General features: G+C 60.4%; 5 protein-coding genes and 3 pseudogenes. 7 read left to right on the top strand and 1 reads right to left on the bottom strand.

The genetic code is table 11. The features are described from left to right. The 7 genes and pseudogenes from EOB49_RS31345 to EOB49_RS31315 form a co-directional block, all read left to right on the top strand. Positions 1 to 725, top strand: a pseudogene (locus tag EOB49_RS31345) (hypothetical protein); the annotation flags it as partial. A 228-nt stretch (positions 726 to 953) separates the two neighbouring features. Beyond that, on the top strand, positions 954 to 2312 hold the full coding sequence (locus EOB49_RS31340) for an aspartate aminotransferase family protein (protein ID WP_245466456.1): 1359 nt from the start codon (positions 954 to 956) through the stop codon (positions 2310 to 2312). Between the two features lie 133 nt (positions 2313 to 2445). Then, the gene (locus EOB49_RS31335; protein WP_348628204.1) at positions 2446 to 3096 is read left to right on the top strand and encodes a thiamine pyrophosphate-dependent enzyme; all 651 of its coding nucleotides are present in this window, start codon (positions 2446 to 2448) and stop codon (positions 3094 to 3096) included. Beyond that, positions 3096 to 3881, top strand: coding sequence for a 3-oxoacyl-ACP reductase FabG (fabG, locus tag EOB49_RS31330; RefSeq protein ID WP_126080649.1), 786 nt, complete (start codon positions 3096 to 3098; stop codon positions 3879 to 3881). Before EOB49_RS31335 ends, fabG begins: the two co-directional genes overlap by 1 nt. A 344-nt stretch (positions 3882 to 4225) precedes the next feature. Then, a pseudogene (locus tag EOB49_RS38820) lies at positions 4226 to 4408 on the top strand (transposase); the annotation flags it as partial. 47 nt (positions 4409 to 4455) lie between these two features. Beyond that, positions 4456 to 4770 carry a tyrosine-type recombinase/integrase gene (locus EOB49_RS38165; protein WP_348627501.1) on the top strand — a complete coding sequence of 105 codons (315 nt, stop codon included), beginning with the start codon at positions 4456 to 4458 and terminating at the stop codon, positions 4768 to 4770. A gap of 595 nt (positions 4771 to 5365) precedes the next feature. Further along, positions 5366 to 6537, top strand: a pseudogene (locus EOB49_RS31315) (IS5 family transposase). Between the two features lie 36 nt (positions 6538 to 6573). Here the strand turns inward: EOB49_RS31315 and EOB49_RS31310 are convergent. Then, positions 6574 to 7845 carry an aminotransferase class I/II-fold pyridoxal phosphate-dependent enzyme gene (locus EOB49_RS31310; protein ID WP_126080648.1) on the bottom strand — a complete coding sequence of 424 codons (1272 nt, stop codon included), beginning with the start codon at positions 7843 to 7845 and terminating at the stop codon, positions 6574 to 6576. Positions 7846 to 8497: the final 652 nt, after the last annotated feature.

Below are 8497 nucleotides of genomic sequence, written 5' to 3'. Positions count from 1 at the left end.
GCAGCACCGTCGATGAGTTAGCCGAACATACCACCTACCTATTGGGTGGGAAGCACATTTGGCGATCTTCGCCGAGGATACTTGTTGAAGAATACGCGAATGGTCCGCATTATATCGCTCAGATAATGGGAAATGAGGTCGTTGCGATTGCCGCCGCTGACTACGGCCCCCCACCGCATTTCGTCTTTCATAGCGGCACCCAGCCAGCCTCGCTGACAGATGACGAGCACGAGCGAATCGCCGACGTTTCGCTGAGCTGCTTGCGAATTCTCGGCCTTGGCTGGGGTCCCACGAATGTTGAACTCCGGTGGACGAAGCTTGGCCCTGTCGTCATTGAAGTGAATCCGCGACTTTTGGGCGGGACGGGTTCTCAATTGGTTCGGCTGGCTTATGGAGTCGATCTTATCACCGAACACATCAAGCTTGCCGTCGGCCACGAATGGGATTTGCGCAGAAGGCATTCACACATTGTGGCCGTCCGGGTCCTAATTCCTGACCGTGATGGCATCGTCGATTGGATCCATGGCGGCAGTCAGGCTGCTGCTGTACCGGGTGTCGCAGAGGTGCAATTTTGTGTCGAGCCCAATACCCCTATCGTGAGGAAAGGCGACTATCGAGATCGCATGGGACATGTCATAGCCGCTTCACCCGACCGTGTCCGGACCGAGGCGATAATTCAGCGTGCGGTGAACTTAATCAGTTGGTCGATCTCTCCATTTCCGTGAACAAAGACAATCATCAGCCCCTCAAGTCGCCGCACCAGGGGAAGCTATTGAAGAGGAAACTTGTAGTGCAAAATCAAGTGCGGTCGTCGCAAAGTGAATGATACCTAATTTTGTTTCTGGGAACCTCTAGGCAATTGAACTTATCTGCGGTGGACAATTGTCTTCTGATTTTTTGCGGCGGCTATGTCGCGCGAGTAATTCCCAGGCCACAGCAAGAGGATAGCCGCGGTGTTAGAGCAACCAGCCCTGCCCCCCCCTCCGCTCGTCGGACCCCGTTCTGCCGAGACTTTCGGCCGGGCGCGCAGGGTTTTCCCGGACGGCACCACGCGGATCACTATCGAGCGCGATCCCATTCCCCGCTACATGCATCACGGAGAGAGTGCGTTTCTTGTCGACGTTGATGGCCGTCGTCTCCTAGACCTCAACGGCAACTTCACGACCCTCATCCATGGCCACGCCTTCCCGCCCGTGATCGAGGCCGTGACGCAGCAGCTCAGAAGCGGATGCTGCTTCGCCAACCCGACCGAGATTGAAATCGATCTTGCTGAGCTTCTCTGCGCCCGAATTCCGCATCTTGACCGCATCCGCTTCGTCAATACCGGTACCGAGGCGGTCATGTTTGCGATTAAGGCGGCGCGGGCGTTCACGGGACGTCCCGCCATTGCCAAGATCGAGGGAGCCTATCACGGCGCCTACGACTGGGTCGAGGTCAGCCAGGCTGCAACGCCTCAAACGTGGGGCGATCCCGAACATCCCGCGCCCACTCTTTCTTATCGCGGCATGCCGCCAGCTGTGCTCGATGACGTTGTGATTTTGCGCTTCAACAACGCCGAGGGCGCGCGCCGGCTGATCACGGAACATGCAGGGCGTCTCGCAGCCGTCCTCGTTGATCCCATGCCGAGCCGCAGTGGGCTCATTTCGCCCACGCCGGATTTCGTATCCGCCATCCAAGAGACGGCCCGTCGTCACGGTATCCTTGTTATCAGCGACGAGGTTCTCAACCTCCGACAGGGTTACGAAGGCGCCTCTGCGCTCTATGGGCTCGCCCCCGATCTCTTCGCGCTCGGCAAGATCATTGGCGGCGGGCTCCCCATCGGCGCGATCGGAGGCCGCAGCGAGGTGATGGCAGTCTTCGAGGCCGCATCAGGCGGTCCTGCTCTGCCGCAGGGCGGCACCTTTTCAGCCAATCCGCTCTCGATGGCAGCAGGACTCGCCGCGATGGAAGCCCTCGACCGCGCTGCCTTCGATTACCTCGAGCGGCTGGGGGACAAACTGCGAAACGGGCTCGAACGCATCATCGCGCGGCACGGCGCCCCTTTCAGCGTCACTGGAGCCACTTCCCTCTTTCGCCTTCACCCGCGGCGCAAGCCGCCGCGAGAGTTCCGAGAAAGTTTCCTTACCCTACAGGAGGTGGCCGTGATGACGGAATTAACTCGCTTCTTCGCCACGGAAGGCATCATTCTGCCCAAAGCGGCCGCCGCTTGCCTCTCAACACCGATGGGGGAGGATGAGATCGCCTTCGTCGCAAATGCTTTCGACCGCTTCCTAATTCAGCGCGCGGCGCTCCTCGACACTATCACGGGTTAGATCATGGAAGAAACCGTCGCACAGGCGATCGCGCGTGCGTTGAAGCCCTTGTTTGGCCAGAGCCTGCCGTCTGCCGTCCTCCTCGCCTGCGGTACGATTGGCATCCCGCCAGCTCGCCTACCGGCAGGAGAAGATGGGGGGCGCCATGGCAGACGACTTTGAACGCGTCTTAAGCAGGATTGCAGTGGTTACCACCCAAAACGGGCCGCCCGCGGCCATCCTCGTGCCATCACTTCCGGAGGCTTTCAAGGCGAGCCTGTCGGAACGCGCACCAACCAGAATGGAACAGACAGTTGGCGCCAGATCACGCCTGGCGCGTGCAACATCCATATCGGCGTCGATCCAACCGAGGTCGGTTGCACCTACGAGGCGCTGTGCCTCGTGGTCCATGCTGCGGTCACGATCAACGCTCTTTGTCAAATCCTCCAACACATCGACCTGTGGCGCCGCCGCGCCGATGGTACGCAACTGCGTGTCCGTCGTCGTAATCGTGCTAAAGAATGGCGTGCTCGGCTTCCAAAGGCATGCCGAAGCAATGCCGTTAGGACCCTGTACGAGCGCCTGCCATTTCGCTCCAGTCGACCACGCAGCAATCGCCCGGGCGTGCGGTTGCGGCGCGACCGTCGTCAGGGTACCGGACGACATAGGGCCTGCTCTCGAGGCGCTCGCCTCTGAAAGGCCGTGGCTAGTCAAGGTCGTCGCCGCCCCCAACGCCCATCCTGCTCTTTCCCTTTTCGGCGGCGCGGTTGACCAGAACGTCGTGCGCGACGTGGGTTCCGTTTGATGACGACAGAAAACACCAAATCAATGGGCGTTGCGGTCGTCACCGGCGGGGCAACCGGGATCGGGTTTGCGACCGTCGCGCATCTAATCGACGCTGGCTGGCGCGTCGCTTTCTTCAGCCAGACGAGAGAGCGGGTGGAGGCTGCCGCTGTCGATCTACGCGCCCGTTTTCCAGCTTGGAATATCCACGCCGACACGGTCGACCTCCGTGACGAACGCGGCGTCTGCCGGTTCTTCGCCAATGTCCGCGAGCGGTGGGGAACGGTATCCGCGCTTGTCTGCAATGCTGGCTACTCGCCGAAAGGTCCAAACGATCAGCGTGTCGCTCTCGGCCATATGCCGCTTGCCAAATGGGATGATGTTATCCGGGTGAACCTCACGGGCGCCTTCCTCTGTTGCCGCGAGGTGTTGCCCGGTATGGCGGAAGCCCGGCAAGGCCGTATCGTCCTGATCAGTTCACTCGCGGCGCGTACGCAGCCGAAGATCGCCGGAGCGAGCTACGTTGCCTCGAAGAGCGCGCTTGCAGGGCTCGCCCGGTCGATCATGAGCGAATACGCCGGGCTTGGTATCACGGTGAACACGATCTGCCCTGGCCGTGTCTTAAGCAATATGACGGGACCGCCCGAGAGGCCCGGAAACCGCGCTGCACTCGCGCGGATCCCGATCGGCCGGCTCGGCAGGCCCGAAGACATCAGCCGCGTCATTAAGTTTCTTGTTCGCTCGGATTCCGACTTCATTAACGGCGCCATCATCGATGTCAACGGCGGTGAGTTCGCCCCCTCTTAATCTGTCGGCCGGCGGCACAAACCATTCAGTGACGAAGGACGCGGCGCCGGCCACTCCCGCACATTCTGCGCATGCGCGAACTTACGGACCTGCTGCACTAGGGGCCATGGCGAACGCCTGGAACAGGCTGCCTTCGGACAGGGCCGTGGTCAAGCCAAGCGAGCCCTGGCATCACGCGCACGGCGGCGACTTCTCACATCCGAAGGCCACCATGACAGGATCTCGGCCGCGTCGTTCCAAGGACGCCTCATTGGCGGGAGGTGGTGGCCGATAGCGACAGCGGATGCTCGACAGCAGCGAGGACGTGCTCAGCCGTCAACGCCTCGAGGTTTTGGCTTCAGGCGATGCTTCTGGCCGCGCGTGCGGAGAATGAGAGGCTCCGCCAAATCATCAAGGAGTTGCAGCGCTATCGCTTCGGGCCAAGGGCGGAGGGCCTGCCCGAGGACCAGTTGCTTCTGGGCCTGGATGGCCAGCAGGTAGAGGCGGAGGGCTTCGCCGGCACCGAAGCCGCGGACCCATCAAAGCGGTTTGGCGCATTTGCCGCCGCGTCTTCATGGGATGACCTTCGGCGACAATCGATGCGATCGGCGCAACGACGCCCGTCGACATCCGCGATCGAGCCCTGCTGCTACTCGCCACGACGGGCATTCGCAACGGTGAGCTACGCGCCATTCAGCTGCAGGATATCGACTGGCGTGCTGGCGAGGTATCGGTCCGGCGCACCAAGGGCAAGCGGGATCGGGTGGCGCCGCCGCTCGAGGAGACCGGCGCCGCGCTCGCCGACTACGTCCTGCGCGCTCGACCGAAGGTGGATAGTCCGTATCTGTTCCTGTCCTTCACGCCGCCCGTGGCAGCATTCAAATGCGCGTTTGCGACATGGCGGGGTTGAACTCGGGCGAGTCGCAGGTGCGCATCTCCTGCGCCACAGTCTTGCTACCCAGCTCGTCAAGCAGTGAAGGCCGGTCAACGAGGTCATCGATCTTCTAGGGCACCGAAGCATCAACACAACGCCATTGTACGTAAAGGTCGCCACCTCGCAGCTTGCCGAGGTCGCACTTGCGAACATTCGACCTGTCATGGCAGCTTACGATGGTGAGTGTGCCCGATCCGATACACGTTTTCCGTGCTCTTTGATTCGCCGAGAGCGATGCGGTCGTGAGCGGCAGCTCTTTTTGCGACAAGATGATCAAAGGCATGACGGCTCCGCAAGCAGCCCAGTCTCACGCCGGGCTTTGCGAAGTCGCAGCCTTCCTTTTTCAGCTCATGTTGACCAGTCCCGAGAGCGGGAAGTGTCGCATCCTTCGCATACTAAATGGTTTGCTACATATGGAGTGGCATGACGATTGTTCTAGAATTCAAATTGAATCGGCCCTTTGTACATAGTCTGCCTTCCTAGAATCAGACAAGTGGGCGGGGCGCTTCATAGACGCTGTAACCGAAACGTGATTCGCTCGGCCGGCGGCGGGCGAATCGAGGGACGGCGAATGTCGGGGCCACGCGAGAAGCGCGAGACGGGAGAGCAGGACCTGTTCCGCTCCAGGCTCGACCAGATCATCAGCATGAAGCACGAGCTGGTGCGGCTGGCGGATGCGATCGACTGCCCGATGCTGGAGGAGCGTTTTGGCGCGGTCTATTCGGACGGCCCCCGCATGCCGCCGCTGCCGACCCGGCTGATGGCGGGGCTGGCGATCCTCAAGCACACCTTCAACCTGTCCGACGAGGTGCTGTGCGAGCGCTGGGTGGAGAACCCCTATTTCCAGTATCTCACCGGGAGACGTTCTTTTGCCATACGCTGCCGTTCGACCGCTCGTTGATGACGCGTTGGCGCAGCCGCATGGGCGAGGAGCGGATCGTGGCGCTGTTGCAGGCGAGACTCAGCCTTGCGGTCAAGACCGGGGCGATGAAGCCGGCCGACACGCGCCAGGTGATCCCCGGATCAGTCCGAGGACCGACACCACCGTGCAGCCGAAGAACGTCATGTTCCCGACCGACGCCAAGCTCATCCACCGGGCGCGCGAGCGGCTGGTGCGGCTGGCCAAGAGGACGGGCCTCCATTTGCGCCAGAGCTATGTGCGGGTCGGCAAGCTGGCGCTGATCAGCCACCAGCGCTATGCCCACGCCAAGCAGTTCAAGCGGGCCAACAAGGCGCTGCGCAGGCTCAAGACTATGTCGGCCGGACCATTCGCGACATTGGTCGCCAGATCGCCGGCAATGCGGGGCTGGACGCGCTCTTCAAATGGCCGCTCTACCAGGCCGCCACCGTTCTCCAGCAACGTCAGCGCCAGCGCGTCCGCAAGATCTACTGCCTGCACGCGCACGAGGTGGAATGCATTGGCAAGGGAAGGCGCATATGCCCTACGAGTTCGGGGGGAAGGTGTCGGTGGCCACCACGCTGAAGCGTCCGGGCGGCCAGTTCGCCCTGCATGCAAAAAGCGCTGCCCGGCAATCCCTATGGCGGCCACACGCTCGCAAGCCCATAGAGCATCGGCCACATCAAGGCTGAGCACCGGATGAGCCGCAACTCCTCGCCGGCCAGCAGGGCGACGCCCTCAACGCCGCCGCCGGCTACAACTTCTCCCTCCTGCTCAACTGGTTCACAGGTTTTGTGGCTTCTCATCGCAGCCCAGTCAGCCGAGAGGACTCGAAGCCTGACTAATCTCGTTGTTCACGGACGACTGACAATTCTTGGTGTTCAGTGAGGCTCCTCTGTTGCGGTAAACACGGATTGTCCGTGGATCTGAATCTTATTACAGAGCCGCGCCAAGTCTGACAGATCGTGACTCGCTGTAAGACAGATGCGTATGCCCGCATGGCCCCGAGCGACCGTCGGAAAGAACGTGACGGAAGTGTAAAAGCCATCATCGAATAGGCGTGCTGCGAAATCAATAGCCGCAAATTCATCGCCCACATTAATCATGCGAATTGGCAGAGGAGCGCCTCGCTGATCTGTGTTGATGAGATCGTCGAACAGGGCGATGCGGTCGATCAATTGATCTCGGCGAACCCTGAGCTCGCTCGTGCGGTGGATTTTCGCCGAGGCCATAGCGGCACCGACAGCTGCAACGTTGGGCGAAGCCGAGAAGGCATGCGGAATGGAGTAGCAACGAAATAGCTCTTCTTGATATGCCGTTCCCAGCATGAGCATGCCGCCCGACGCGCCGAAGCCCTTGGCGAGGGACGCCGCGACGATCGTGCGCTCACCTAGCTCGTTGGGTAATTGCGAGCGCGCAAAACCTTCGCCACTTTCGCCAAATAGTGAAATTCCGTGTGCGTCGTCGATGTAAAGAAAAAGGCCATACTTTTCCTGCAACTCAAGAAGCCCTTCGATCGGCGCGAAGCCGCCCATCGAATAGACGCCATCGCAGACGTAAGCGACGATTGGATGCTTGCGGCAAAGCTGCTCCAAAGCATCGAGGTCATTGTGAGGAATTGTCTCGACTTGGGTCTCCTCGGCCACAACTGGCTTATGAAAGGCAAGCGAGGCATGTGCCAGACGGTCGAACACCATGACAGGTCTTTGACCTCCCGTTAAATGTCCGGAGGCGATGATTGGCAGTGCGCCCATGTTGGCAATCATAACCGTCGAGTAAGTAATAATCCGCGCCCCAAAGAGTTGGGAAAGCAATCCCTCAAGTTCACCAACGAGTCCGAAATTCAGGCGCGTGCGTGCACAAGACCAGTGGAGTGATCCGTATTCCTTTATCGCGGCAACCGCGCCTGCAACGATAGCTGGATGATTGTCCAAGCCGAGGTAGCAACAACGTACGTAGTCGGCCATGGTATCGCCTCGACGCTCGCCCTCCGTGATCATGACCGCCCTCCCCTCTAAAGACCGCCCGTAAACACCCATGAGACCACGTTGGTGAGCCCGTTCGAAATGCATTCGCGTCCGATCAATGACCGAAGCGGTGTTGCGGAAATGACTGGCGTTTGCAGCGCCCGCTGTGAATTCCACCGGAGACATTTGGACGTCCTTTCAAAAGTGCATATTTGCGGTAAATTGGCTCCCCAGTCTCACGTGATCCAAATTGCGAACCGCCGAATTCCGATGCGGCTGATGGCCGTCTGATATGATCCCGAAGACACCTTCAGTCTGTCGGATGAGGAGCTGGCGCGCCCTGGGTGGAGAGACCCGAATACCCAGTTCTGGGGTGAAGAGTTCTTCTGCCCTGAGTAGCCGGCGCATCCTGGCACAACGTGCCGCAAAGCCCAGGTTGGAGTTTTCAGCACTAGGTGGAACATGACACCGGAAATGAATCGCGAGACAAGGGAACCGCCACGCGGTCGAGCCCGTCATCGGCACAATCAAAGCTGAACACCGGAGGGGCGGCACCTGTATCGCCCACAATCAGGACGACGTCGGCGGCGCCTCCCTGGCCACCGCCGACTACTTCCCGCTCCTGCTAGACGGTTCAGGAGCTTTTGTGGCTTCTGTTCGCCGCGGCGCTCCCACTCAGGCCGATATGACCCGCGGTCGGGGACATCCACTCAGGTCCACCAGAGAACAAGATCTGGCCGCGCAAATCCGAAAAAGCAATTCAGCAGCACGCGACGCTTTCCGTTGCCTGATTGACCGGTAACCCCGTGAACGAAGCCGCCATCGATTAGGGCGATAT

Source organism: Mesorhizobium sp. M7A.F.Ca.MR.148.00.0.0 (assembly GCF_003997735.1).
GTDB lineage: Bacteria > Pseudomonadota > Alphaproteobacteria > Rhizobiales > Rhizobiaceae > Mesorhizobium.
This window is presented reverse-complemented; position numbering and strand designations above follow the sequence as displayed.